Annotated in this window: 32 protein-coding genes; 1 reads left to right on the top strand and 31 read right to left on the bottom strand. The window is 68.2% G+C overall.

Annotated elements, in window-relative coordinates; translation table 11 throughout:
• Positions 1 to 48 precede the first annotated feature (48 nt).
• From ABID81_RS11265 to infA, 7 genes are all read right to left on the bottom strand, one after another.
• Positions 49 to 2829 (bottom strand): ExeM/NucH family extracellular endonuclease, encoded by a 2781-nt coding sequence (locus ABID81_RS11265; protein WP_354594900.1) that lies wholly within the window; start codon positions 2827 to 2829, stop codon positions 49 to 51.
• A 161-nt stretch (positions 2830 to 2990) separates the two neighbouring features.
• Positions 2991 to 3557 (bottom strand): 50S ribosomal protein L17, encoded by a 567-nt coding sequence (gene rplQ / locus ABID81_RS11270; protein ID WP_354594901.1) that lies wholly within the window; start codon positions 3555 to 3557, stop codon positions 2991 to 2993.
• 49 nt (positions 3558 to 3606) lie between these two features.
• A complete protein-coding gene (locus tag ABID81_RS11275; RefSeq protein ID WP_354594902.1) occupies positions 3607 to 4602 on the bottom strand; it encodes a DNA-directed RNA polymerase subunit alpha in 996 nt (331 codons plus the stop codon).
• Between the two features lie 191 nt (positions 4603 to 4793).
• Positions 4794 to 5192 (bottom strand): 30S ribosomal protein S11, encoded by a 399-nt coding sequence (gene rpsK / locus ABID81_RS11280; RefSeq protein WP_043593323.1) that lies wholly within the window; start codon positions 5190 to 5192, stop codon positions 4794 to 4796.
• Between the two features lie 45 nt (positions 5193 to 5237).
• Complete coding sequence (gene rpsM, locus ABID81_RS11285) at positions 5238 to 5612, bottom strand: 30S ribosomal protein S13 (RefSeq protein ID WP_043593325.1); 375 nt, start codon at positions 5610 to 5612, stop codon at positions 5238 to 5240.
• Between the two features lie 188 nt (positions 5613 to 5800).
• Entirely contained in the window at positions 5801 to 5917 is a 117-nt protein-coding gene (gene rpmJ, locus ABID81_RS11290) for a 50S ribosomal protein L36 (RefSeq protein WP_043593327.1), read from the bottom strand.
• A gap of 68 nt (positions 5918 to 5985) precedes the next feature.
• Positions 5986 to 6207: a translation initiation factor IF-1 gene (gene infA / locus ABID81_RS11295; protein ID WP_055857193.1), complete on the bottom strand. Its 222-nt coding sequence runs from the start codon at positions 6205 to 6207 to the stop codon at positions 5986 to 5988.
• 219 nt (positions 6208 to 6426) lie between these two features.
• Here infA and ABID81_RS11300 point away from each other — a divergent pair, with 219 nt between their 5' ends.
• A complete protein-coding gene (locus ABID81_RS11300; protein ID WP_354594903.1) occupies positions 6427 to 7701 on the top strand; it encodes an LCP family protein in 1275 nt (424 codons plus the stop codon).
• A 66-nt stretch (positions 7702 to 7767) separates the two neighbouring features.
• Here the strand turns inward: ABID81_RS11300 and map are convergent, their stop codons facing one another.
• The 24 genes from map to ABID81_RS11420 form a co-directional block, all read right to left on the bottom strand.
• The gene (map, locus tag ABID81_RS11305) at positions 7768 to 8601 is read right to left on the bottom strand and encodes a type I methionyl aminopeptidase (protein ID WP_354594904.1); all 834 of its coding nucleotides are present in this window, start codon (positions 8599 to 8601) and stop codon (positions 7768 to 7770) included.
• A 4-nt stretch (positions 8602 to 8605) separates the two neighbouring features.
• Complete coding sequence (locus ABID81_RS11310; RefSeq protein WP_354594905.1) at positions 8606 to 9226, bottom strand: adenylate kinase; 621 nt, start codon at positions 9224 to 9226, stop codon at positions 8606 to 8608.
• The gene (gene secY / locus ABID81_RS11315; protein WP_354594906.1) at positions 9223 to 10545 is read right to left on the bottom strand and encodes a preprotein translocase subunit SecY; all 1323 of its coding nucleotides are present in this window, start codon (positions 10543 to 10545) and stop codon (positions 9223 to 9225) included. The genes ABID81_RS11310 and secY overlap by 4 nt, the downstream gene beginning before the upstream one ends.
• Positions 10546 to 10617: 72 nt before the next feature.
• The gene (gene rplO / locus ABID81_RS11320) at positions 10618 to 11253 is read right to left on the bottom strand and encodes a 50S ribosomal protein L15 (protein ID WP_354594907.1); all 636 of its coding nucleotides are present in this window, start codon (positions 11251 to 11253) and stop codon (positions 10618 to 10620) included.
• Complete coding sequence (rpmD, locus tag ABID81_RS11325) at positions 11253 to 11438, bottom strand: 50S ribosomal protein L30 (RefSeq protein ID WP_043593338.1); 186 nt, start codon at positions 11436 to 11438, stop codon at positions 11253 to 11255. Before rpmD ends, rplO begins: the two co-directional genes overlap by 1 nt.
• Complete coding sequence (gene rpsE / locus ABID81_RS11330; RefSeq protein ID WP_043593339.1) at positions 11438 to 12178, bottom strand: 30S ribosomal protein S5; 741 nt, start codon at positions 12176 to 12178, stop codon at positions 11438 to 11440. Before rpsE ends, rpmD begins: the two co-directional genes overlap by 1 nt.
• Positions 12175 to 12546, bottom strand: coding sequence for a 50S ribosomal protein L18 (rplR, locus tag ABID81_RS11335; protein ID WP_043593341.1), 372 nt, complete (start codon positions 12544 to 12546; stop codon positions 12175 to 12177). Before rplR ends, rpsE begins: the two co-directional genes overlap by 4 nt.
• A 2-nt stretch (positions 12547 to 12548) precedes the next feature.
• Positions 12549 to 13085, bottom strand: a complete 537-nt coding sequence (gene rplF, locus ABID81_RS11340) for a 50S ribosomal protein L6 (RefSeq protein ID WP_354594908.1) — start codon at positions 13083 to 13085, stop codon at positions 12549 to 12551.
• Between the two features lie 6 nt (positions 13086 to 13091).
• Positions 13092 to 13490 (bottom strand): 30S ribosomal protein S8, encoded by a 399-nt coding sequence (gene rpsH, locus ABID81_RS11345; RefSeq protein ID WP_354594909.1) that lies wholly within the window; start codon positions 13488 to 13490, stop codon positions 13092 to 13094.
• A gap of 141 nt (positions 13491 to 13631) precedes the next feature.
• A complete protein-coding gene (gene rplE / locus ABID81_RS11350; RefSeq protein ID WP_354594910.1) occupies positions 13632 to 14219 on the bottom strand; it encodes a 50S ribosomal protein L5 in 588 nt (195 codons plus the stop codon).
• Positions 14219 to 14578 carry a 50S ribosomal protein L24 gene (gene rplX / locus ABID81_RS11355; RefSeq protein WP_043593348.1) on the bottom strand — a complete coding sequence of 120 codons (360 nt, stop codon included), beginning with the start codon at positions 14576 to 14578 and terminating at the stop codon, positions 14219 to 14221. Before rplX ends, rplE begins: the two co-directional genes overlap by 1 nt.
• Positions 14579 to 14581: 3 nt before the next feature.
• A complete protein-coding gene (gene rplN / locus ABID81_RS11360; RefSeq protein WP_043593350.1) occupies positions 14582 to 14950 on the bottom strand; it encodes a 50S ribosomal protein L14 in 369 nt (122 codons plus the stop codon).
• A gap of 34 nt (positions 14951 to 14984) precedes the next feature.
• Complete coding sequence (gene rpsQ, locus ABID81_RS11365; protein WP_056043557.1) at positions 14985 to 15281, bottom strand: 30S ribosomal protein S17; 297 nt, start codon at positions 15279 to 15281, stop codon at positions 14985 to 14987.
• On the bottom strand, positions 15281 to 15604 hold the full coding sequence (gene rpmC, locus ABID81_RS11370; RefSeq protein ID WP_054145424.1) for a 50S ribosomal protein L29: 324 nt from the start codon (positions 15602 to 15604) through the stop codon (positions 15281 to 15283). The genes rpsQ and rpmC overlap by 1 nt, the downstream gene beginning before the upstream one ends.
• Complete coding sequence (gene rplP, locus ABID81_RS11375; RefSeq protein ID WP_043593355.1) at positions 15604 to 16023, bottom strand: 50S ribosomal protein L16; 420 nt, start codon at positions 16021 to 16023, stop codon at positions 15604 to 15606. The genes rpmC and rplP overlap by 1 nt, the downstream gene beginning before the upstream one ends.
• A gap of 2 nt (positions 16024 to 16025) precedes the next feature.
• Positions 16026 to 16805, bottom strand: coding sequence for a 30S ribosomal protein S3 (gene rpsC / locus ABID81_RS11380; protein ID WP_123355174.1), 780 nt, complete (start codon positions 16803 to 16805; stop codon positions 16026 to 16028).
• Positions 16805 to 17197: a 50S ribosomal protein L22 gene (gene rplV, locus ABID81_RS11385; RefSeq protein WP_173208977.1), complete on the bottom strand. Its 393-nt coding sequence runs from the start codon at positions 17195 to 17197 to the stop codon at positions 16805 to 16807. The genes rpsC and rplV overlap by 1 nt, the downstream gene beginning before the upstream one ends.
• A 25-nt stretch (positions 17198 to 17222) precedes the next feature.
• A complete protein-coding gene (gene rpsS, locus ABID81_RS11390; RefSeq protein WP_043593360.1) occupies positions 17223 to 17504 on the bottom strand; it encodes a 30S ribosomal protein S19 in 282 nt (93 codons plus the stop codon).
• Positions 17505 to 17516: 12 nt separating this feature from the next.
• Positions 17517 to 18356: a 50S ribosomal protein L2 gene (gene rplB / locus ABID81_RS11395; protein WP_056043560.1), complete on the bottom strand. Its 840-nt coding sequence runs from the start codon at positions 18354 to 18356 to the stop codon at positions 17517 to 17519.
• Between the two features lie 18 nt (positions 18357 to 18374).
• Positions 18375 to 18674 carry a 50S ribosomal protein L23 gene (gene rplW, locus ABID81_RS11400; RefSeq protein WP_043593363.1) on the bottom strand — a complete coding sequence of 100 codons (300 nt, stop codon included), beginning with the start codon at positions 18672 to 18674 and terminating at the stop codon, positions 18375 to 18377.
• Complete coding sequence (gene rplD / locus ABID81_RS11405) at positions 18671 to 19333, bottom strand: 50S ribosomal protein L4 (protein WP_354594911.1); 663 nt, start codon at positions 19331 to 19333, stop codon at positions 18671 to 18673. Before rplD ends, rplW begins: the two co-directional genes overlap by 4 nt.
• Before the next feature lie 3 nt (positions 19334 to 19336).
• Positions 19337 to 19987, bottom strand: a complete 651-nt coding sequence (gene rplC / locus ABID81_RS11410) for a 50S ribosomal protein L3 (RefSeq protein WP_354594966.1) — start codon at positions 19985 to 19987, stop codon at positions 19337 to 19339.
• Positions 19988 to 20003: 16 nt separating this feature from the next.
• Positions 20004 to 20312, bottom strand: a complete 309-nt coding sequence (gene rpsJ, locus ABID81_RS11415) for a 30S ribosomal protein S10 (protein WP_043593369.1) — start codon at positions 20310 to 20312, stop codon at positions 20004 to 20006.
• A 396-nt stretch (positions 20313 to 20708) separates the two neighbouring features.
• Complete coding sequence (locus ABID81_RS11420; protein ID WP_354594912.1) at positions 20709 to 21548, bottom strand: DarT ssDNA thymidine ADP-ribosyltransferase family protein; 840 nt, start codon at positions 21546 to 21548, stop codon at positions 20709 to 20711.
• Positions 21549 to 21599: the final 51 nt, after the last annotated feature.

Raw genomic sequence — 21599 nt, forward strand, 5'->3', positions numbered from 1 at the left:
GGTCGCACCACGGTCACCCGTGACACGACCGCCGTCCGACGCGTCCGACTACCCCACGCGGGAGGCGCGGCGGCGGACCACGAGGACCGTGCCACCCATCGCCATCAGCACGAGGGCCAGCGCGAGCCAGCCGGTGACCGCGGCCGGGCCCGTGTAGGCCAGCGAACCGTCCGCGGTCGGTGCCGTGGTGCCCGGCGAGACCTCACCGGGCGCGCCCGGCACGGTCGGGTCGGCGTCGCCACCGGGCGTCGCGCCCGGGTCGGTGACCGGCGGCACCGGCTCGGTCACCGGCGGCACCGGGTCGACCTCGTCGGCGAGCAGCGACACCCCGACCACGACCGGGTCGTGGTCGCTCGAGCGGAACTGGTCGGGCTGGTAGAGCTGCTTCGCGTTGTAGTTGAAGCGGCTGTACTCGAGGCCGACGGACTCGCCCGCGTTGATGTTCCAGATGTCCACACCCGTGACGGCCTCGGCGGCGGCCGGCGAGGCGAGCACGTGGTCGAGCGAGCCGCTGAGGCCGCTGAACACGTAGCTGTACTCGTCGGTCTCGCTCGATCCGAGGTCGACGTAGCCCGCGGCCCGCAGCACCTCGATCGGGTCCTCCTGGCCGTAGGCGTTGAAGTCGCCGAGCAGGAACACCTTGTCCGTGCCCACGGCGGCCTCGCGCTCGGCCGCGAACGCGACCAGGGCGTTCGCCTGGTTGACGCGCGAGGCGTTCGACCCGCCCTGACCGTCGCCGAGGTCGGCGTCCGCACCCGAGCCGCTGCCCTTCGACTTGAAGTGGTTCGCGATCGCGAGGATCGTCGACCCGGCGTCTCCCCCGACGGGCCGGAAGGCCTGGGCGAGCGGCTGGCGTGCGTTGCTGAAGGCGGCCGAACCGGTGAGGATGGTCGACCCGCCGACGGGCTCGACGACCGCCTTCTTGTAGATGAAGGCGAGACGGATGACGTCCTCGTTGGCGGGCAGCGCCTCCGGTGAACGGGCGTAGTCCCAGACCTCGGAACCCGCCGCGGCGTTCAGCGCACCGACCAGGGTCGCGAGCGCGGAGTCGCGGTCCTCGCCGAAGCGGGCCGAGTTCTCGATCTCCTCGAGCGAGACGACGTCGGCACCGAGGGCGTCGATCGCCGTGACGATCTTGACCTGCTGGCGCTCGAGGCTGGCGGCGTTCGCCGCACCGCGGGCGTCGCAGCCGCCGTCCACCGTGACGGGCTCACCGGCACGGTCGGTGTAGTACGTGCACCCGGGGATCGAGTCACCCGTCGTCGTGAAGTAGTTGAGCACGTTGAAGCTGGCCAGCCTCACGTCGCCACCCACCTCGCGCGGGGCGTCGGTGCGGACGTCCTCGAACGTGACGGGCAGGTCGCCGTACGCCGTGTCGCCCGTGATGCGCGCGGTCGGCTGGTACTTCCAGGCCGAGTTGCGGTAGTCGAGGACGACCGGGTCGGTGAAGGCGACCGAGGCGCCGACCGTGACGGGGTCCTCGTTCGACAGGTAGGGCACGGGGATCGACTGGTTCGCCGCCGTGAAGAAGTTCGTCGTCGCCCCGTCGTCGAGGGTGACGGCGCGGGCGGCGTTGTCGGCCACGACCGCGGCGAAGTCGGCGCTGCCCGGGCGGGCGACCTCGGTCGGCTGGATCAGCGGCCGGTCACCCGAGGCGAGCTTGACCTCGCCGTACTGGTTCGTCGTGTAGGTGTCCGCGACGGTGAACCCGCCCTGCGGCAGCACGAGCATGCTCTCGAGCGTCTCGCGCTGGGCGTCCGTCGCCGGCAGGCCCACGGTCGCCGCCTGCGGCGCCACGACGCCCGTCGGGTCGAGCGCCCGGAGCGACGACGTCCCCGTCACGGTGATCTGGGTCAGGCCGAAGTACTCGGAGACGGTGCCGTCCACCTCGACGTAGTCGCCGACGGCGACCGAGGAGGCGGTGCTCGCGGAGTACACGAACAGCGCGTCCGACGCGAGGTGCGTCGACAGGTCGAGCGCGCCTCCCGTGCCGGGCGTCTGGATGACGTAGCCGTTCAGGCCGCCCGTCGGGTAGGTCGCCGTGACGACGCCGCGCGTCGTGACCGTGCGACCGGCCAACGGGCTCGCGTCGGTGACGCCCTGGATCTGCGCCACGGTGACGTCGGCCTCGGGGGTCGGCTCGGGCTGCGGCTCGGGGTCGGGGCCCGGTTCGGTGCCCGTGCCGCCGGAGTTCTGCGGCGTGACCGTGGTCTGGGTCGAGAAGTCCGCCGAGTTCACGTCGGTGTCCGCGCCGTCCGTGCGGGCGAGGGAGTTGGGGACGCCGTTGGCGCCGGTGACCGGCGCGACCGACGTCTCGAAGGTGTTCGAGGCTCCGTACCCCAGCAGGTCGACGACGCCGTCGGTCCCGGCCGTGACCGACCCGGGCGCGAGCGTGAGGGGGTCGGCCTGGTCGGAGAGCAGCACGGTGCCGGTGGTGCCGCTCGGGTTCAGCGAGGCGGTGGCGTCGGGGGCCGGCAGTTCGGCACCGTTCGCCCCGTTGCCCGGGATCGCCACGAGGAAGTGCCCCTCGGCGGGGATCGTCCCGTCGAGGGCCGCGGCCGAGAAGGCACCCGAGCCGGTGGCCGAGCGGTACTGCAGCGACCAGCCGGCGAGCGACACCGACGCGGAGGTCGGGTTGTAGAGCTCGACGAACTTGCGGTTGAACGGCGCGTTCGCGCTGCCGCCCTTGAGGTACGCCTCGGCGATGACGACGCCGGAGCCGTCCGGAGCGGCGACGGCGGCGACCGGCACCAGGGGGCCGAGCAGCAGCGAGAGGCCGGCCACGAGGGCAGCGGCGCCCAGTGGGGTGTGTCGGGGTCGGGATGACATGGGTTCCTTCGGAGGTTCGGAAGAGGACCCTGTGAATCTACGTGCCCCACCCACCCGGGGGGTTTCCGACGTGTGTCCCACAGGTAAACGACACCTGTTGCAAGAACGGCGAAGGGCCCGACACCTCGCGGTGACGGGCCCTTCGTGCGGTGGGGCTGGGACTACTTCGCGGCCTCGTCGTCCGACTTGGCGGCGGCGTCGGCCTCGACCTCGTCGGCGGCAGCCGACTCGGTCTCGGGCTCGACGGGAGCGGACTCCTCGACCGTCTCGGTCTCGTCGACGGGAGCCTCGGTGGGCTCGTCGGCGGCGGGCTCGGCGACCGGGGCCGCGGCGGCGGTGGTCTTCGAGGACTTGACCTTGGGGGTCACGGGCTCGAGGACGAGCTCGATCGACACCATCGAGGCGTTGTCGCCCTTGCGGAAGCCGAGCTTCGTGATGCGGGTGTAGCCGCCGTCACGGTTCTCGACGAGGGGCGCGATCTCGGTGAAGAGGATGTGCGCGGCCTCTTTGTTGTTGCGCAGGGTCTGCATGGCACGGCGACGCGAGTGCAGGTCGCCACGCTTCGCGAAGGTCACGAGACGCTCGGCGACGGGACGGAGGCGCTTGGCCTTGGTCTCGGTCGTCTTGATGGTCTTGTGCTCGAAGAGCGAGGCGGCCAGGTTGGCCAGCATGAGGCGCTCGTGCGCCGGGCCGCCTCCGAGGCGGGGTCCCTTGGTGGGCTTGGGCATTGTCTGTTCCTAAGGTGAGTCGAGAGTGGAAGGCGTCGGGCGGAAGGACCTAGTTGGTGGTCTCTTCTTCGTCGTAACCGCTGTAGAAGTGGGCTCCGTCGAACCCGGGGACCGTGTCTTTCAGCGAGAGGCCGAGCTCGACGAGCTTGTCCTTCACCTCGTCGACCGACTTCTGACCGAAGTTGCGGATGTTCATCAGCTGGGTCTCGGACAGGGCGACCAGCTCGGACACCGTGTTGATGCCCTCGCGCTTCAGGCAGTTGTAGCTGCGGACCGACAGGTCGAGGTCCTCGATCGGCGTCTGCAGCTCGCTCGACAGGACGGCGTCGACCGGCGCGGGGCCGATCTCGATGCCCTCGGCGGCGGTGTTCAGCTCGCGGGCCAGGCCGAACAGCTCGGTCAGCGTGCGACCGGCCGACGCGATGGCGTCGCGCGGCGAGATCGACGGCTTCGTCTCGACGTCGACGACCAGGCGGTCGAAGTCAGTGCGCTCACCGGCACGCGTCGCCTCGACGCGGTAGGTGACCTTGAGCACGGGCGAGTAGATCGAGTCGATCGGGATCTGACCGGCCTCGCTGAACTCGCTGCGGTTCTGCACGGCCGACACGTAGCCGCGGCCACGCTCGATCGTGAGTTCGAGCTCGAACTTCGCCTTGTCGTTCAGCGTGGCGATGACCAGCTCGGGGTTGTGGATCTCGACGCCGGCCGGAGCCGAGATGTCGGCGGCCGTGACCTGGCCGGCACCCTGCTTGCGCAGGTAGGCCGTGATCGGCTCGTCGTGCTCGCTGGCGACGACCAGCTGCTTGATGTTGAGGATGACCTCGGTGACGTCCTCTTTCACGCCGGGGACGGTCGTGAACTCGTGCAGCACGCCGTCGATGCGGATGCTGGTGACAGCAGCGCCGGGGATCGACGAGAGAAGCGTGCGGCGCAGCGAGTTGCCGAGGGTGTAACCGAAGCCGGGCTCGAGCGGCTCGATCACGAACCGGGAGCGGAACTCCGAGATGTTCTCCTCGGTGAGGGTGGGGCGCTGTGCAATGAGCACTGTGGATTCCTTTCGGCGAAGAGTCCGCTATATGACTCTTGGCGGTACGACAGGTGGCTGGCCCGTCGGGTCTGTTGAGTTGTGGGCGCCTCGGGCGAACACGCGGGAGGCGGTGCTGACGCGGGGGAGCCCGCCGCACCCGGGGGCCCCGGTGACGGGGCCCGGACCGGGTGCGGCGGGCGGTAACTCAGTTAGACGCGACGACGCTTCGGCGGGCGGCAGCCGTTGTGCGCCTGGGGGGTGACGTCGTTGATCGAGCCGACCTCGAGGCCTGCGGCCTGGAGCGAACGGATCGCCGTCTCGCGACCCGAACCCGGGCCCTTGACGAAGACGTCGACCTTCTTGACGCCGTGCTCCTGCGCCTGGCGGGCGGCCGACTCGGCGGCGAGCTGCGCGGCGAAGGGGGTCGACTTGCGCGACCCCTTGAAGCCGACGGCGCCCGACGAGGCCCAGCTCAGGACGGCGCCCGAGGGGTCGGTGATCGAGACGATCGTGTTGTTGAACGTGCTCTTGATGTGGGCCTGGCCCACGGCGACGTTCTTCTTCTCTTTGCGGCGGGGCTTACGCGCGGCCGTCTTCGGTGCTGCCAATTTTTTCTCCTACAACCTTGAGGGGCGTACGGCGGGAGCCGAGGCCTATCGAGCCTTCTTCTTGCCGGCGACGGTGCGCTTCGGGCCCTTGCGGGTGCGAGCGTTCGTCTTGGTGCGCTGGCCGCGGACGGGCAGGCCGCGGCGGTGGCGGATGCCCTCGTAGCTGCCGATCTCGACCTTGCGGCGGATGTCGGCGGCCACCTCGCGGCGGAGGTCGCCCTCGACCTTGTAGTTGCCCTCGATGTAGTCGCGGAGCAGGACGAGCTGGTCGTCCGTGAGGTCCTTGACGCGGATGTTGCCGTCGATCTCGGTCTCGGCGAGAGTCTTCAGCGCGCTGGTGCGGCCGACTCCGTAGATGTAGGTCAGTGCGACTTCGACGCGCTTGTCGCGCGGGATGTCAACGCCTGCTAGACGTGCCATGATGGCCTCTTTTCAGAGATGGTGGAGGTCTGTCACAGCGCCGGTGCCCGGGCCTCCGACCCGGGGTGTCCCCCGCCTCCGACCACCCGAGGGGCGGACGTGACGGGTTCTGGTGCTGCTGGGATGGTGTTGCGGGGTGACCCGGGCACGCCGGGTCGGCATCGCACGCCGCCTGCGCGGCGGTCGAGTCAGCCCTGACGCTGTTTGTGGCGCGGGTTGCTCTTGCAGATGACCATGACGTTGCCCTTGCGGCGGATGACCTTGCAGTGCTCGCAGATGGGCTTGACGCTGGGGTTGACCTTCATTGCTGATTCCTTGATCTCGCTGGCTTCGTGCCCCACGGGTGCGCGGGGCCGTTCCTTTCCAGCACGCCCTACTTGTAGCGGTAGACGATCCGGCCGCGGGTCAGGTCGTAGGGGCTGAGCTCCACGATCACACGGTCTTCGGGGAGGATGCGGATGTAGTGCTGCCGCATCTTGCCGGAGATGTGTGCGAGGACCTTGTGTCCGTTGGTCAGCTCAACGCGGAACATCGCGTTGGGCAGAGCTTCGATCACTGCGCCTTCGATTTCGATGACACCGTCTTTTTTGGCCATAGCCTCACTGTCGCTAAGAATAGGGGTGTTGGTCGTGCGGGGATGCGGTGCCCCAGGCGCGCAGAAACGCACACGAGACACCAAAGATCGATCTTATGCGATGCCGGTATAGTTCAGCAACCCGGCCGGTCAACCCGACACGCCGGAGCATCCGACGACCGCCGCCGGCCACCCCGCCCGCCGCTCCCCCGGGTGCCGATCGACCTCCCCGGGAGCACCATGCCTGATCGCCCGACCACCGCCTCCTCGCTCCGAGGCGTCGCCCGACACGGACGACTGCGCCGACGCGGCCCGGGACGCATGCTGCTCGCCGTCGTCGCGGGCGCCACGGCCGTCGTCCTCGTGAGCGGCGTGTCCGTCGCCGCCATCGCGGTCCGCACCGCGACCTCCGGCGTCCAGACGGTCTCGCTCGGCAACGAGAGCGAGGTGCAGGGCGTCGACATCTCGGCCATCGAGGGCGGAGCGAACATCCTGCTGGTCGGCAGCGACGAGCGCGACCAGGGCAGCCAGGTCGACACGGGCCAGGTCGAGGGCGTCCGCAACGACGTGACGATACTCGCCCACCTCTCGGCCGACCACACGCAGCTGACCGCCGTGAGCTTCCCCCGTGACCTGATGATCGACGCGCCCGAGTGCGTCGGCGACGACGGCCAGGTCTTCCCCGCCGAGAGCTACGTGCAGTTCAACACGACCCTCGGCCGCGGCGGGTTGTCCTGCACCGTGAAGACCGTCGAGACGCTCACGGGCCTCGCCATCCCCTACGCGGGCAAGATCACCTTCGACGGCGTCATCGAGATGTCGAACGCCATCGGCGGCGTCGACGTCTGCGTGGCCAGCCCCATCCGCGACACCGACTCGGGCATCGACCTGTCCGCGGGCACGCACACCCTGCAGGGCGGCGAGGCACTGGCCTTCCTCCGGACGCGGCACGGCGTGGGCGACGGCAGCGACATCGCCCGCATCAGCTCACAGCAGGTCTTCCTGTCGTCCATGATGCGCAAGATCATCTCGGGCGGGACGCTCGGCGACGTCACCACGCTCTACAAGCTGGCCTCGGCCGCGCTCGGCAACATGACGCTGTCGTCGAGCCTCGGCTCCCCCGACACCCTCGTCCGGCTCGCTCTCGCGCTGAAGGACATCCAGCCCTCGGGCATCGTCTTCGTGCAGTACCCGGTCGTCGCCGATCCGCGCGACTCGAACCGCGTGGTCGAGTCCCCGACCGACGCGGCCGCGTTGAACGCCGCCCTCAACGCCGACGAGAAGTTCACGCTCGGCGACGACAGCGCCGGGCGGGGGTCCGTCACGGACGGATCGGCCACCACCGGGTCGACGACGCCCGCCACCCCGGCCGAGACCACGACGCCGTCCGACGCGACCTCCGGGTCGGCGGCGCCGGGCGACCCGACCGCCACCACGGGACCGACGACGCTGCCGTCGACCATCACGGGTCAGTCGGCCGCCGAGGCGACCTGCAGCGTCGGCTCGTCCCGCTGACCCGACCCGCGCCTCCTGGACGCGCGGTCCGCACCGGCGCGTCCCGCGGGGACGAGGAGGCGCGGCTCAGGCGATCGGGACGGGCGTCACGCCCAGCGGCGCCAGGCCGGCCGCACCACCGTCGTGTGCCGTGAGCACCCAGATGCCGCCGGCGTGCACCGCGACGGAGTGCTCCCAGTGCGCGGCGAGCGACCCGTCGCGCGTGCTGACGGTCCACCCGTCGTCGTGGGTGAGGGTGTCGATGCCCCCGGTCGTGACCATCGGCTCGATGGCGACGACGAGCCCCGGACGGACGGCGGGCCCGCGACCACGGACGCGATAGTTGAAGACGGGCGGGTCCTCGTGCATGGACCGACCGATGCCGTGACCGGTGTAGTCCTCGATGATGCCGAAGTCGCCCTGCGACTCGATGTGGTCCTCGATCGCGGCGCCGACCTCGTTGAGGTGGGACGCCGAGGCCAGGGCGGCGATCCCGTGCCAGAGCGACCCCTCGGTCACCTCGTTCAGGCGACGTCGCTCGGCGACCACGTCGGGCCGCTCGGGGTCGTCGAGCACGAAGGTGCGGGCGCTGTCGCCGTTCCAGCCCTCGACCTGGGCACCGCTGTCGACGGACACGAGGGCGCCGGGTGTGAGCACCCGCGACCCCGGGATGCCGTGCACGACCTCGTCGTCCACCGACGTGCACACCGTGTGCCGGTAGCCCGGCACCAGCATGAAGTTCGGCTCGCCCCCGCCTTCGCGGATCACGCCCTCGGCGATGCCGTCGAGCTCGAGGGTCGACACGCCGGGACGGACGGCGGCGGCCACCGCGTCGAGCGACGCCGCGGTCAGCAGGCCCGGCCGGACGAGGCGACGGAGTTCGTCGGGCGTCTTGTAGACACCGGAGCGGCGGAACGCCACGAGGTCAGGAGGCCGAAGCGACGGGCGAGAACCCGCGGTGGGCCAGGGCCGTCTCGATGCGCCCGGCGACCTCGTCGATGCTGCCGAGCCCGTCGACCTCGACCAGCAGGCCGCGCTCCCGGTACGTCTCGATCAGCGGCGCGGTCTCGCGCAGGTACACGTCCTGACGGTGGCGGATGGCGTCCTCGGTGTCGTCCGAGCGGCCCTGCTCGACCGCGCGGCGCTGGAGCCGCTCGACGATCTCGTCGCGATCGGCGACGAGCTGCACCACGGTGGTGAGGGACTGACCCTTCTCGGCGAGGTGCTCGTCGAGGAACTCGACCTGCTGCAGGGTGCGCGGGTAACCGTCGAGCAAGAAGCCCTCGGCCGCGTCGGGCTGCGACAACCGGTCGGAGATCAGCTCGTTCGTGAGGCTGTCGGGCACGTAGTCGCCGGCGTCGAGGATCGCCTTGACCTTGACTCCGAGCTCTGTCTCGTTCTTGACGTTGGCCCGGAAGATGTCGCCCGTCGAGATCGCCGGGATGCCCAGCGACTCGGCGATCGCCACGGCCTGCGTGCCCTTGCCGGCCCCGGGGGGACCGACGATCAGGAGGCGCGGGCTGGGTCGGTTCTCGGCGGCGCTCATCGGAGGAGGCCCTCGTAGTGACGCTGCTGAAGCTGCGAGTCGATCTGCTTGACCGTCTCGAGACCGACGCCCACGATGATCAGGATGCTCGCGCCTCCGAAGGGGAAGTTCTGGTTCGCACCGACGGTGGCGAGGGCGATCAGCGGGATGAGCGCGATGACGCCGAGGTACAGGGCGCCCGGCAGCGTGACGCGGGTCAGCACGTAGTCGAGGTACTCGGCCGTGGGGCGGCCGGCACGGATGCCGGGGATGAACCCGCCGTACTTCTTCATGTTGTCGGCGACCTCTTCGGGGTTGAAGGTGATCGCGACGTAGAAGTACGTGAACCCGACGATGAGGGCGAAGTACAGCACCATGTAGAGCGGGTTGTCGCCGGACGTGAGGTTCGCCTGCACCCAACTGACCCAGGCCGGAGGGGCCGTGCCGTCGGACGGCTGGTTGAACTGCGCGACCAGGGCCGGCAGGTAGAGCAGGGACGAGGCGAAGATGACCGGCACGACGCCCGCCATGTTGACCTTGATGGGGATGTACGTGTTGTTGCCGCCGTAGGTCCGCCGCCCGACCATGCGTTTGGCGTACTGGACGGGGATGCGCCGCTGAGACTGCTCGACGAACACCACCAGCGCCATGATCACGAGGCCGACCGCGATGACGAGCAGGAAGATCTCGAAGCTGCGCGACTGCGCGATGCTCCACAGGGCGGTCGGGAACCGTGCGGCGATCGACGTGAAGATCAGCAGCGACATGCCGTTGCCGATGCCGCGCTCGGTGATGAGCTCGCCCATCCACATGATGAGGCCGGTACCGGCGGTCATGGTGACGACCATCAGCATCACGGCGTACCAGGCGTCGTTGGTGATGAGCTGGCTGCACTCGGCGATGCCGGACGAGCCGAAGAGCGCACCCGAACGGGCCACCGTGATCAGGGTCGTCGACTGGAGGACACCCAGGGCGATGGTGAGGTAACGCGTGTACTGCGTGAGCTTCGCCTGCCCGGACTGACCCTCTTTGTACAGGGTGTCGAAGTGCGGGATGACCACGCGCAGCAGCTGCACGATGATCGACGACGTGATGTAGGGCATGATGCCCAGCGCGAAGACCGACAACTGCAGCAGGGCGCCGCCGCTGAACAGGTTGACGAGCTCGTAGAGACCCGACGTGCCCTGGTTGCCGGCGAGGCAGGCCTGGACGTTCTGGTAGTCGACGAACGGCGCGGGGATGAAGCTACCCAGCCGGAAGAGCGCGATGATGCCGAGCGTGAACCCGATCTTGCGACGCAGGTCGGGGGTGCGCATGATGCGCGCGACAGCTCTGAACACGTGGGGCCTCCCGGTATGAAGGATGGACGACTGATGGGGGTGGCCCTGATGGACCACCCCCTCAGGTGATTTTTACTTGCTGACGGACCCGCCGGCGGCGACGATCTTGTCCTCGGCGGAGCCGGAGACCTTGTCGACCGCGACGGTGAGCGCGACGCTCAGGTCACCCTGGCCGAGGACCTTGACCTTCTCGTTCTTCCGGACGGCACCCTTGGCGACGAGGTCACCCACGGTGACGTCACCACCCTGCGGGTACAGCTCGTTCAGCTTGTCGAGGTTGACCACCTGGTACTCGACGCGGAACGGGTTCTTGAACCCGCGCAGCTTCGGAGTGCGCATGTGGAGCGGCATCTGGCCACCCTCGAAACCGACCTTGACCTGGTACCGGGCCTTCTGACCCTTGGTGCCACGGCCGGCCGTCTTGCCCTTCGAGCCCTCACCACGACCGACGCGCGTCTTCGCCTTCTTGGCACCGGGAGCCGGACGAAGGTGGTGCACCTTGAGCACCTGGGGACGCGCGACGTCGTCGGAGGACGTCGTCGAGGCGGGAGCGACCGTGGTGGTCGAACCCGTCGAGGCGGCGGCCTTCTCGGCAGCCGACTTCTTGGCGGCGGCCTTGGGAGCCGCAGCCTTGGTGGTCGTCGCCTTGGGAGCGGCGGCCTTCTTCGGGGCGGCCTTCGCGGCGGCCTCGTTCTTCTCGTCAGCCATTAGTCAATCTCCTCGACCTTCACGAGGTGGGCGACCGTGTTGACGTAGCCGCGGTTCTGCTTGGTGTCCTCGCGAACGACCGACTGGCCGATGCGCTTGAGGCCCAGGCTCCGCAGCGTGTCACGCTGGTTCTGCTTCTCGCTGATTACGGACTTGATCTGGGTCACCTTGAGGTTGGCGGCCATCAGGCACCTGCCTTCTCGGTCGCGGCGGTACGAGCTGCCTGCTCTGCACGGACCATGAAGGCCGGCATGACAGCGTCGATGTCGAGTCCACGACGGGCGGCGACGGCGCGCGGCTCTTCGAGCTGCTGCAGCGCCTCGACCGTGGCGTGGACGATGTTGATCGTGTTCGACGAACCGAGCGACTTGCTCAGGACGTCGTGCACGCCGGCGCACTCGAGCACGGCGCGGACGGGACCACCGGCGATGACACCGGTACCGGCCGAGGCCGGACGCAGCATGACGACGCCGGCAGCGGCCTCACCCTGCACGGGGTGCGGGATCGTGTTGCCGATGCGCGGGACGCGGAAGAAGTTCTTCTTGGCCTCTTCGACACCCTTGCTGATGGCCGTGGGGACCTCGCGGGCCTTGCCGTATCCGACGCCGACGAGGCCGTTGCCGTCACCGACGACGACGAGCGCGGTGAAGCTGAAGCGACGACCGCCCTTGACGACCTTCGACACGCGGTTGATCGTGACGACGCGCTCCAGGAACTGGCTCTTGTCGTCACGGTCGCCGCGTCCGCGGCCACCCTGGTTGCGGTCTCCGCGACCCTGGCCACCGCGGCGGTCGGTGCGACCACCCTCGCGGTTGTTGGACTCCGAGCCGGCAGCGGTCTCGACGGGACGCTCGACGACGGCCTCAGCCGGTGCCTTGGTCGCTTCGGTCTCTGCGGGGGGAGTGGTGTTCGTAGCGTCGCTCACAGGTTCAAACCAGCCTCTCGGGCGCCTTCGGCGATGGCCGCGACGCGTCCGGCGTACTTGTTGCCGCCGCGATCGAACACGACGGCCTCGATGCCCGCGGCCTTGGCACGCTCGGCGACGAGCTCGCCGACCTTGCGGGACTTCGCGGTCTTGTCACCGTCGAACGTGCGCAGGTCGGCCTCGAGGGTCGATGCGCTGGCGACGGTGAAGCCCTTGCTGTCGTCGACGACCTGCACGAAGACGTGCCGGGCCGATCGGGTGACGACGAGACGGGGGCGCTCTTCGGTGCCCACGACCTTCTTGCGCAGGCGGGTGTGACGGCGCTTGGTGGCAGCCGACTTGCTTTTTCCTCGTGTACCGAGACCCATGATTACTTACCTGACTTTCCGGCCTTGCGGCGGACGACCTCGCCGGCGTAGCGGACACCCTTGCCCTTGTAGGGCTCGGGCTTGCGCAGCTTGCGGATGTTGGCAGCCATCTCGCCGACGGCCTGCTTGTCGATGCCGACGACGGTGAGCTTGTTGTTGCCCTCGACCGTGAAGCTGATGCCCGCGGGCGGCTCGACGGTGATGGGGTGCGAGTAGCCCAGGGCGAACTCGACGTTCGAGCCCTTGGCCTGGACGCGGTAGCCGGTTCCGACGACCTCGAGGCCCTTGGTGTAGCCCTCGGTGACGCCGATGATCTGGTTGGCGATCAGGGTGCGCGTGAGGCCGTGGAGCGAACGCGACTCGCGCTCGTCGTCCGGACGGGTCACGACGACCGTGCCTTCTTCGATCTTGGCTTCGATGGGGGCCTTGACGACGAGCGACAGCTCACCCTTGGGACCCTTGACGCTGACGGCCTGGCCGTCGATCTTCACGTCGACCCCGGCAGGGATCGAAATGGGGAGTCTTCCGATTCGAGACATGACGAGTTACCACACGTAGGCGAGGACTTCTCCGCCTACGCCCTTCTTCTGGGCCTCACGGTCGGTCAGCAGACCGGAGGAAGTCGACAGGATGGCGACGCCGAGGCCACCGAGCACCTGGGGGATCTCGGTCGACTTGGCGTAGACGCGGAGGCCGGGCTTCGACACGCGCTTGATGCCCTTGATGGAGCGCTCACGGGCGGGGCCGTACTTGAGGTCGATCGTCAGGGTCTGGCCCACGCGGGCGTCCTCGACCTTCCACGACTCGATGAAACCCTCACGCTCGAGGATCTCGGCGATGTGGGACTTGAGCTTGCTGCTCGGGAGCGACACGGTCTCGTGGAAAGCCGAGTTCGCGTTGCGCAGTCTGGTCAGCAGGTCTGCGACCGGATCTGTCATCGTCATGCGGTTTGTCACTTTCTCGTCCGGTTTCGACATCCGGTACACCGGGTGCCGACCTGGGCGATCGATTGGTCGACGAGCGGTTCTCGTCGACCTCAGGGGAACGGCCGGCAACCCTGCGAGAGAGTTGCCGACCGGACGATCTTAGTTGGCCGAGTCGGCCGAACGGAACGGGAAGCCCAGCGCCTTGAGCAGCGCGCGACCCTCGTCGTCGTTCTTGGCGGTCGTGACGACGGTGATGTCGAAGCCACGGACGCGGTCGATGCGGTCCTGGTCGATCTCGTGGAACATGCTCTGCTCGTTGAGACCGAAGGTGTAGTTGCCGTTGCCGTCGAACTGGCGGTCGCTGAGACCGCGGAAGTCGCGGATGCGGGGAAGCGCCAGCGAGAGCAGTCGATCGAGGAACTCCCAGGCGCGGTCGCCACGGAGCGTGACGTGGGCGCCGATGGGCTGACCCTCACGCAGCTTGAACTGCGCGATGGACTTGCGGGCCTTGGTGACCTGGGGCTTCTGGCCGGTGATGGCCGTGAGGTCCTTGATGGCACCGTCGATGATCTTGCTGTCGCGGGCGGCCTCGCCGACACCGGTGTTGACGACGATCTTCACGAGTCCGGGCACCTGGTGCACGTTCGTGAAGCCGAAGTCCGACTTCAGCTGCGGGAGGATCTCGGCGCGGTACTTGGCCTTGAGCCGCGGCTGGGTCGTACCAGCCTGCGTGGTGGTGTCGGTCATCAGAGGTTCTCACCAGACTTCTTGGCGTAACGGACGCGGACGGTCTTGGACACGCCGTCCTTGGTGACCGTCTCTTCGCGGAAGCCGACGCGGGTGGGCTTCTTGGTCTTGGGGTCGACGACGGCGACGTTCGAGACGTGGATCGGGGCCTCGTGGGTCTCGATGCCACCGGTCTTGGAACCGCGCTGGGTCTGGCCGACGCGCACGTGCTTGGTCACGAAGTTCACGCCTTCGACGACCACGCGGTTGCGCTCGACGAGCACCTCGAGGACCTTGCCCTGCTTGCCGCGGTCTCCGCCGCGGGCCTGCGAGGCACCGGTGATGACCTGGACGAGGTCACCCTTCTTGATGTTTGCCATGACTTAGATAACCTCCGGCGCCAGCGAGATGATCTTCATGAACTTCTTGTCGCGGAGCTCGCGACCGACCGGTCCGAAGATGCGGGTACCGCGGGGGTCTCCGTCGGCCTTCAGGATCACTGCGGCGTTCTCGTCGAACTTGATGTAAGAGCCGTCCGGACGACGGACCTCTTTCTTGGTGCGGACGATGACGGCCTTGACGACGTCACCCTTCTTCACGTTGCCACCGGGGATGGCGTCCTTCACCGTGGCGACGATGACGTCACCCAGGCCGGCGTAACGACGGCCGGAGCCACCGAGCACACGGATGGTGAGGATCTCTTTCGCCCCGGTGTTGTCGGCGATCTTGAGGCGGGATTCTTGCTGAATCACTTGTGTCTCCTTCTACGCAAGCAGGCCGCGAGGCCTACTTCGCCTTCTCGAGGATCTCGACCAGGCGCCAGCGCTTCGAGGCGCTGAGCGGACGGGTCTCGCTGATCACGACGAGGTCGCCGACGCCGGCCGAGTTGGCCTCGTCGTGGACCTTGACCTTGGACGTGCGGCGGATGACCTTGCCGTACAGGGGGTGCTTCACGCGGTCCTCGACCTCGACGACGATGGTCTTCTCCATCTTGTCGCTGGTCACGTAGCCGCGACGCGTCTTGCGGTAGCCGCGGACCTCGACGGCAGCCGAGTCGACCTCGGTCTTGTTCTCGGTGGCCATTACTTGCTCTCCTCGGCGGTCTCGTCAGCCGTCTCGGCCGGCTTGTCAGCCTTCTTGGTCGACTTCTTGGCGGCCTTGGGGGCGGCCTCGACCGGGGCGGGGGTGGCACGGATGCCGAGCTCGCGCTCGCGCAGGACCGTGTAGATGCGAGCGATGTCTCGCTTCACGGCGCGCAGGCGACCGTGGCTCTCGAGCTGGCCGGTGGCCGACTGGAAGCGGAGGTTGAAGAGTTCTTCCTTCGCCTTCTTCAGCTCATCGACGAGACGCTCGTCTTCGAAAGTGTCGAGCTCGACAGGACGGAGCTCCTTGGAACCGATCGCCATTATGCGTCGCCCTCCTCGCGCTTGATGATGCGTGCCTTGAGGGGCAGCTTGTGGATTGCGCGAGTGAGCGCCTCTTTGGCGATCTCCTCGCTCACGCCGCTGAGCTCGAAGAGCACGCGACCCGGCTTGACGTTCGCGACCCACCACTCGGGCGAGCCCTTGCCGGAACCCATGCGGGTCTCGGCGGGCTTCTTCGTGAGGGGACGGTCGGGGTAGATGTTGATCCACACCTTCCCGCCACGCTTGATGTGACGCGTCATGGCGATACGAGCGGACTCGATCTGACGGTTGGTCACGTAAGCGGGCGTGAGGGCCTGGATGCCGTACTCACCGAAGCTGACCTTGGTGCCACCAGTGGCCTGGCCACTGCGGCCGGGGTGGTGCTGCTTGCGGTGCTTGACACGACGGGGGATAAGCATGGTTACGCCTCAGCTCCTGTGGTGGCGGGTGCCTTCTGCTCGCGGGGAGCGCGGTCGCCCCCGCCGCGGCGGGCGCCGTCACGGTCGTTGCGGCGCTCGGGGCGAGACGACTTCTGGTTCGCCTGCTCGCGCGCGAGCTCCTTGTTGGTGATGTCGCCCTTGTAGATCCAGACCTTGACACCGATGCGACCGAAGGTCGTCTTGGCCTCGTAGAAGCCGTAGTCGATGTTGGCGCGGAGCGTGTGCAGGGGGACGCGGCCCTCGCGGTAGAACTCCGAGCGGCTCATCTCGGCGCCGCCGAGACGGCCGGACACCTGGATGCGGACACCCTTGGCGCCGGCGCGCTGCGCGCCCTGGAGCCCCTTGCGCATCGCACGACGGAACGCCACGCGAGCAGCGAGCTGCTCGGCGATGCCCTGGGCGACGAGCTGGGCCTCGGCCTCGGGGTTCTTGACCTCGAGGATGTTCAGCTGGATCTGCTTGCCCGTGAGCTTCTCGAGGTCGCCGCGGATGCGCTCGGCCTCGGCGCCACGACGACCGATCACGATGCCCGGGCGGGCCGTGTGGATGTCGACGCGGACACGGTCGCGGGTGCGCTCGATCTCGATCTTGGCCACGCCGGCGCGGTCGAGCGAGGTCTTGAGCAGGGTGCGGATCTTGACGTCCTCGGCGACGTAGTCGCTGTAACGCTGTCCCGGCTTGGTGCTGTCGGTGAACCACCGCGACACGTGGTCGGTGGTGATGCCCAGACGGAAGCCGTACGGGTTGACCTTCTGGCCCATTACTTGCTCGCCTTCTTCGTAGCGTCGGCAGCCTCGACCTCATCCGGCGTCGCGAGGACGATCGTGATGTGGCTGGTGCGCTTCAGGATCTTGAAGGCGCGGCCCTGTGCACGCGGCTGGAACCGCTTGAGGGTGGCGCCCTGGTCGACGAATGCACGACTGACGTACAGGTCCTGCTCGTCGAGGTAGCTGTTCGAGGCGTCCGCCTTGACCCGGGCGTTGGCCATGGCCGACGCGACGAGCTTGTAGACGGGCTCGCTGGCACCCTGAGGCGCGAACTTCAGGATCGCCAGAGCCTCGGCGGCCTGCTTGCCGCGGATCAGGTTGACGACACGACGGGCCTTCATGGGGGTGACGCGGATGTGACGCACGCGTGCGATCGACTCCACCATTTCTCTCCTCCTTCACGTCGCCGCGTTAGCGGCGACGACCCTTCTTGTCGTCCTTCACGTGACCACGGAAGGTGCGGGTGGGCGCGAACTCACCGAGCTTGTGGCCGATCATGCTCTCGGTCACGAACACGGGGATGTGCTTGCGTCCGTCGTGCACGGCGATGGTGTGTCCCAGCATGTTGGGGACGATCATCGAACGGCGCGACCAGGTCTTGATGACGTTCTTGGTGCTGGCCTCGTTCTGCGAGACGACCTTGCGAAGCAGGTGGTCGTCAACGAAGGGGCCCTTCTTAAGACTGCGTGGCATCTTCTACAACTCCTACTTACGCTTCTTGCCAGCGTTACGACGACGGACGATGAGCTTGTCGCTCTCTTTGTTGGGGTGACGCGTGCGGCCCTCTTTCTGGCCCCACGGGCTGACCGGGTGGCGTCCACCGGAGGTCTTGCCCTCACCACCACCGTGCGGGTGGTCGACGGGGTTCATCGCGACACCACGGACGGTCGGGCGGACGCCCTTCCAGCGCATGCGGCCAGCCTTGCCCCAGTTGATGTTCGACTGCTCGGCGTTGCCGACCTCGCCGATCGTGGCGCGGCAGCGAGCGTCGACGTTGCGGACCTCGCCCGACGGCAGGCGGAGCTGCGCGTAGGGGCCGTCCTTGGCGACGAGACGCACCGAGGCACCGGCCGAGCGGGCCATCTTCGCGCCGCCACCGGGCTTGAGCTCGATGGCGTGGATGACGGTACCGACCGGGATGTTCTTGAGCGGCAGGTTGTTGCCGGGCTTGATGTCGGCGCCGGCACCCGACTCGACGACGTCGCCCTGCTTCAGCTTGTTCGGCGCGATGATGTAGCGCTTGGTGCCGTCCACGAAGTGCAGGAGCGCGATGCGAGCCGTGCGGTTGGGGTCGTACTCGATGTGGGCGACCTTGGCGTTGACGCCGTCCTTGTCGTTGCGACGGAAGTCGATGACGCGGTACTGGCGCTTGTGGCCACCACCGATGTGACGGGTCGTGATGCGACCGGCGTTGTTGCGACCGCCGGACTTCGAGAGGGGGCGCAGCAGCGACTTCTCGGGCGTCGACCGCGTGATCTCCGCGAAGTCGGCGACCGACGAACCGCGGCGACCCGGGGTCGTGGGCTTGTAGTTACGAATTGCCATGATTTATGCCTCTGCTCCCTAGCCGACAGCCGTGAAGATGTCGATGGAACCGGACTTCAGCGTGACGATGGCGCGCTTGGTGTCCTTGCGCTTGCCGGTGCCGAAGCGGGTGCGACGGGTCTTGCCCGTTCGGTTGAGCGTGTTGATGCTGTCGACCTTGACGTCGAAGATCTTCTCGATGGCGAGCTTGATCTCGGTCTTGTTCGAACGCGGGTCCACGAGGAAGGTGTACTTGCCCTGGTCGATCAGGGAGTAGCTCTTCTCGGAGACGACGGGCGCGATGATGACGTCGCGGGGGTCTTTTCCGTAGCCGCTCATGCGGTGGCCTCCTTCTTGGTCTTCGAGGCGACGAAGCCGTCGAAGGCGCTCTTCGTGAAGACGATGTCGTCGCTGACGAGGACGTCGTAGGCGTTCAGCTGGTCGTACGTGATGACGTGGACCGTGGGGACGTTGCGGACGCTCTTGAGGGTCAGCGTGTCGTCGCGGTCGGTGACGATCAGGACGTGCTTGCTCGAGGCGATCGACGCGAGCAGCTCGAGGGCGACCTTGGTCGAGATCGAGTCGGCGACGAAGCTCTCGACGACGTGGACGCGGGCGCCACGAGCGCGGTCGGACAACGCGCCGAGCAGGGCTGCGGCGATCATCTTCTTGGGGGTGCGCTGGGCGTAGTCGCGGGGCTGCGGACCGTGGACGATGCCACCGCCGGTCATCTGGGGAGCACGGATCGAACCCTGACGGGCGCGGCCGGTGCCCTTCTGCTTGAACGGCTTGCGGCCGGCACCCGAGACCTCGCCGCGACGCTTGGTCTTGTGCGTGCCCTGACGTGCGGCGGCCTGCTGGGCGACGACGACCTGGTGGATGAGCGGGACGTTCGTGACGACGTCGAACAGCTCGACGGGGAGCTCGACCGTGCTGGTCTTCTGGCCCTTGGCGTCGACGACGTCGACCGAGGCGGCCGATGCGGTAGTGGTGGCCATGAGCTACTTCCCCTTCACGGCGGTGCGGACGAAAACGATGCGGCCACGAGCACCGGGGACGGCGCCCTTGACGAGCAGCAGACCCTTCTCGGCGTCGACGGCGTGCACCGTGAGGTTGAGGATGGTGACGCGCTCGCCACCCATGCGACCGGCCATGCGCATGCCCTTGAAGACACGGCTGGGGGTCGAGGAGGCGCCGATCGAACCCGGCTTGCGGTGGTTGCGGTGCGCACCGTGCGAGGCGCTGACGCCCTTGAAGTTGTGACGCTTCATGACACCGGCGAAGCCCTTGCCCTTGGAGGTGCCGACGACGTCGACCTTCTGGCCGGCCTCGAAGGTGTCGACCGTGAGCTCTTGGCCGAGCGAGTACTCGGCGGCGTCGGCGGTGCGGACCTCGGTGAGGTGGCGGCGGGGCGTGACGCCCGCGGCGTCGAAGTGACCCGTGGCGGGCTTGTTCGACTTGCGGGGGTCGATCTGGCCGGCCGCGATCTGGACGGCGGTGTAGCCGTCCTTCTCGAGCGAGCGGACCTGGGTCACGACGTTCGGAGCGATCTCGACGACGGTGACGGGGACGAGCTTGTTGTTCTCGTCCCAGACCTGGGTCATGCCGAGCTTCTTGCCGAGCAGGCCCTTGACGTTCTTGGTGGTGCTGATGGTCATGGTCGCCCCCCTACAGCTTGATCTCGATGTTGACGTCGGCAGGCAGGTCGAGGCGCATGAGCGAGTCGACGGCCTTCGGCGTCGGGTCGACGATGTCGATGAGGCGCTTGTGCGTGCGCTTCTCGAAGTGCTCGCGCGAGTCCTTGTACTTGTGGGGCGAACGGATCACGACGACCACGTTCTTCTCGGTCGGGAGCGGCACGGGGCCGACGACCGTAGCGCCCGCGCGGGTGACCGTGTCGACGATCTTGCGCGCGGAAGTGTCGATGACCTCGTGGTCGTACGACTTAAGTCGGATGCGGATCTTCTGTCCCGCCATGTGTGACTCTCTCTCGTTCGGACGTCGCGCACCTCGGGGGCCGCCTGACGCTGTTCGCTGGGCGAACATCTGTTGGCACTACGTGTCTCTCGCGTACCGCTGTTCTTGTGTCAATCCATCTGCCGAGACCGGCCGGTGCCCGCGAGGAAGGACCCGGGGAGGGCCATCTTCGCCGCCGCCACCCGCGCCCAAGGCTCTGCCCCGGTTCACCGCGGCCGTGGCCGCGGCGGTGGTCTCGTCGTGAGATGCGTCCTGCTACCCGCGGCCCAGACGCCTTGCGTCTGTGCACTGCCTGGCAGTGATCCGACACCCGGCGCAGAGGCCGGGCTCGAAATGTTGAACTAGACGATTTTGCCACACGCCCGCATTTGCTGCAACCCGGGCGTGTCGCGGATCTCAGACCGCGTCGACGGCCGGTGCCGGGCGGAACCAGGGCGGGTACACGGCGACCCGCGGGGCCGCGTCGCCCAGGTCGGCGAGGGTCTGCTTCACGGCGTCGCGGACCTTGTCGTTGGGCACGCCCACGAGCGTCACCGACGCGAAGGGGACCGACCCGGGGACGAGCACCTCGGGGCCGAGCAGGTCGGGGTCCTTGAGGCCGAAGCGACGCACCATGGACGACGCGTCGTCGAGCCCGGCGGCGGCACGCACGCCCTCGACGGCCGCGTCGCCCTCGGTCACCACGAAGTCGTCACCGAGCGAGGCGACGGGCACGACGAGCATGACGAAGTCGATGGCACGCGCCTGGCGGGCCGCCTCGGACCACTCGTAGCCCTCGGCTCCGGTGCGGACGGCGTCCCAGGCGGTGGCGTGCGGCGACAGCGAGAACGGGACGTGGGCGGCGACCGGCTGACCGGAGGCGGTCGTGACCGACGCGCGGAGCGCACGGGTGGCCTCGGAGCTCACGTCGAGCACGGGCGTCGCGCCGGCCAGCAGGGCACCGGCCTCGAGGATGGCGGGCAGGTTCGAGACGTGCGTCCAGTGGTAGGCGCGCTGCGTCGAGAACTCGGGGACGGGCGCGGCGGCGGACTGGGCGGCGACGGCGACGGCCGCGGAGTCACGCGCGAGTGCCGGCGTGCTGCGCAGCGACTCCGGCTTGCGGTTGGAGGGGCGGCGGCGGGTGGTGACCGACCGTGCGGCGGTCGAGGGCATGCCGTCCGCGGCGCCCTCCCGCTTGCGGGGAGCGCAGATGTCGCACAACTCTCGCTCGAATCCGTGGATGCACTCGTCAGTCACTGCAGTTGTTCCTCTCGGGCGACCCGAACGGGTCGCGACCCTCTAGGTTAC

It is taken from the genome of Frigoribacterium sp. PvP054 (genome assembly GCF_040547465.1).
Taxonomy (GTDB): Bacteria; Actinomycetota; Actinomycetes; order Actinomycetales; family Microbacteriaceae; genus Frigoribacterium.

Coding starts and splice junctions, on each gene's coding strand:
- ABID81_RS11300 (WP_354594903.1), top strand. CDS start 6,427: ATGCCTGATCGCCCGACCACCGCCTCCTCGCTCCGAGGCGTCGCCCGA.
- rpsJ (WP_043593369.1), bottom strand. CDS start 20,312: ATGGCGGGACAGAAGATCCGCATCCGACTTAAGTCGTACGACCACGAG.
- rpsM (WP_043593325.1), bottom strand. CDS start 5,612: ATGGCACGTCTAGCAGGCGTTGACATCCCGCGCGACAAGCGCGTCGAA.
- rplW (WP_043593363.1), bottom strand. CDS start 18,674: ATGAGCGGCTACGGAAAAGACCCCCGCGACGTCATCATCGCGCCCGTC.
- rpsH (WP_354594909.1), bottom strand. CDS start 13,490: ATGACGATGACAGATCCGGTCGCAGACCTGCTGACCAGACTGCGCAAC.
- rplQ (WP_354594901.1), bottom strand. CDS start 3,557: ATGCCCAAGCCCACCAAGGGACCCCGCCTCGGAGGCGGCCCGGCGCAC.
- rpsQ (WP_056043557.1), bottom strand. CDS start 15,281: ATGGCCACCGAGAACAAGACCGAGGTCGACTCGGCTGCCGTCGAGGTC.
- rplR (WP_043593341.1), bottom strand. CDS start 12,546: ATGGGTCTCGGTACACGAGGAAAAAGCAAGTCGGCTGCCACCAAGCGC.
- ABID81_RS11265 (WP_354594900.1), bottom strand. CDS start 2,829: ATGTCATCCCGACCCCGACACACCCCACTGGGCGCCGCTGCCCTCGTG.
- rplD (WP_354594911.1), bottom strand. CDS start 19,333: ATGGCCACCACTACCGCATCGGCCGCCTCGGTCGACGTCGTCGACGCC.
- rplO (WP_354594907.1), bottom strand. CDS start 11,253: ATGGCTGACGAGAAGAACGAGGCCGCCGCGAAGGCCGCCCCGAAGAAG.
- rpsS (WP_043593360.1), bottom strand. CDS start 17,504: ATGCCACGCAGTCTTAAGAAGGGCCCCTTCGTTGACGACCACCTGCTT.
- ABID81_RS11310 (WP_354594905.1), bottom strand. CDS start 9,226: ATGAGCGCCGCCGAGAACCGACCCAGCCCGCGCCTCCTGATCGTCGGT.
- rplX (WP_043593348.1), bottom strand. CDS start 14,578: ATGGCAAACATCAAGAAGGGTGACCTCGTCCAGGTCATCACCGGTGCC.
- rplV (WP_173208977.1), bottom strand. CDS start 17,197: ATGGTGGAGTCGATCGCACGCGTGCGTCACATCCGCGTCACCCCCATG.
- rplE (WP_354594910.1), bottom strand. CDS start 14,219: ATGACCGACACCACCACGCAGGCTGGTACGACCCAGCCGCGGCTCAAG.
- rpmJ (WP_043593327.1), bottom strand. CDS start 5,917: ATGAAGGTCAACCCCAGCGTCAAGCCCATCTGCGAGCACTGCAAGGTC.
- rplF (WP_354594908.1), bottom strand. CDS start 13,085: ATGTCTCGAATCGGAAGACTCCCCATTTCGATCCCTGCCGGGGTCGAC.
- rpmC (WP_054145424.1), bottom strand. CDS start 15,604: ATGGCGATCGGTTCCAAGGAGCTCCGTCCTGTCGAGCTCGACACTTTC.
- rpsC (WP_123355174.1), bottom strand. CDS start 16,805: ATGGGCCAGAAGGTCAACCCGTACGGCTTCCGTCTGGGCATCACCACC.
- rplP (WP_043593355.1), bottom strand. CDS start 16,023: ATGCTTATCCCCCGTCGTGTCAAGCACCGCAAGCAGCACCACCCCGGC.
- infA (WP_055857193.1), bottom strand. CDS start 6,207: ATGGCCAAAAAAGACGGTGTCATCGAAATCGAAGGCGCAGTGATCGAA.
- rplB (WP_056043560.1), bottom strand. CDS start 18,356: ATGGCAATTCGTAACTACAAGCCCACGACCCCGGGTCGCCGCGGTTCG.
- rpmD (WP_043593338.1), bottom strand. CDS start 11,438: ATGGCCGCCAACCTCAAGGTGACCCAGATCAAGTCCGTAATCAGCGAG.